The following is a 1722-nucleotide window of genomic DNA, read 5'->3' as shown; positions in this document are numbered from 1 at the left end:
GTACTTGAATTATGGTGTAATTGCAGAGAAAACTTATCCTGAATTTCGAAAGTACTGCGCATTAAAAACATAAAAAGGGCTCCAAATCTTTGGTAGAATGGTGTTTGTCCAGGACAACATCACCCAAAGAGAGGAGCACCTTTTAGGTGAAGTCTACCACACCGGTCAGCAAAATCAAGAGCGAATTTTCGCTGCAGAACGCCACGAGTTTCGGCGGCGTCAAAATCTTTTTGGCCTATCTCGAAAAAATCAAGCTCGCCGAGGCCATGCAGCGCCTTTCCGGCGGCAAAGCGCACAACGCCATTTTTCCTGTTCATCGCATCCTGCTCTATCTAATGGTTGGCTGGATGCTGGGCTGCGGGCGTATTTTTCATTTCCGCAAGTTACAGCACGATGTGTTGCTTTGTCGTTTTCTGGGAGGCCGTCTGCCGCATCACAGTTTGCTGTACAAGGAGCTCGCGCGTCTGGGCAGATCCTGCCCGCAGCTCCCGACGGAACTGCGCAAGCTGAATATGGAAATCATTCATCTCTGCTTGCCGTCCAAGCCAATCCTTGATCTGGACTCCTCGGTGGAGACGGTATACGGGGAGCAGGCCGGCGCGGCCAAAGGCACCAATCCGCATAAGCCCGGACGAAACAGCTACCATCCGTTGCTGGCTTTTGAAGGGCAAACCCACTTGAATCTGAATGCGAGGCTTCGCCCCGGCAACACGCATTCTTCAACCGACGCAATCGACTTTTTGCAGCAAACCTTCGCACTGCTCGGCGAGCGCCAAGTGGCGTACGCCCGGTTCGACAAAGGCTTTGGCGGCGAGGATTTCTACCAACTGTGGGAAGGCCGCAAGATCGGTTACGTCGGCAAAATGAAATGGACCAAACGCCTCGCAAGCGACGTGGCGGCTTGTCGCTACTGGACGCGCTATGTCGACGAGGACTGGATCATCGAGGGCATCACTTTGATTTACAAAGCTACGTCCTGGAAAAAGCCCCGTCGCGTAGCGGTCATTCGTAAGACGCAAGTCTGCGAAGACGGTCAAGGCCGCATCGTATTCGACGAGGACTGGCAGTATGAAGCGATTGTAACCAACCTGGAGTGGGAACCAATTGACCTATGGCGCTTTTACAACCAGCGTTGCTGCATGGAAAATTACATCAAAGAGGCGAAAGACGGTTTTTCCATGGACCGGATCGCGACCAGTGATTTTGAAGCGAATGAAGTCGATCTGCTGATCAAGTTGCTGGCCTACAATTTGTTCGAACGCTTTAAGCGCGATTGTTGCGAACCGATGCATCAGGGTTATACGATTGCAAGATTCCGACTGGAGTTCTTTCATTGCGCGGCGACGCTTGTTCGGCATAGTCGCGCGGTCGTGCTCAAGCTGATCAAGGATTTCGACGGTCGTCATGCATGGAAACGAATCGAAGCCAAAGTGGTTCAATTGGAGTGACGGCTTCCAACATTTCACATGGAAAACAACAATGCCCCTTTTCTGGGGAGGGGGGAGTTATCCCCATGTGGATATTGGTTTCAAAATTTCGCTGGTCCCACTCCCACTTATTCACAGTTGTTGATCCGCTCCTGGATGATCGCCACCGCATTCTTATGCGCTTTCGAAATTCAGGTTTAAAGCGAAGGATGTCGACGGACGCGTTAGAAACCGGGTTGCGGCGTCTTCGCTGGGAAATTTCGTATCCACCGAGAACCCACGGCATACCGCCAGG

1 protein-coding gene is annotated in these 1722 nt (G+C 52.0%); it reads left to right on the top strand.

Annotated features, from left to right (window positions below; genetic code table 11):
• Positions 1-146 precede the first annotated feature (146 nt).
• Complete coding sequence (locus H7B90_RS31355; protein ID WP_024982794.1) at positions 147-1448, top strand: IS1380 family transposase; 1302 nt, start codon at positions 147-149, stop codon at positions 1446-1448.
• The last annotated feature ends 274 nt before the right edge of the window (positions 1449-1722 follow it).

Source organism: Cohnella xylanilytica, from assembly GCF_014212175.1.
Classification (GTDB): domain Bacteria; phylum Bacillota; class Bacilli; order Paenibacillales; family Paenibacillaceae; genus Cohnella; species Cohnella xylanilytica.
This window is presented reverse-complemented; position numbering and strand designations above follow the sequence as displayed.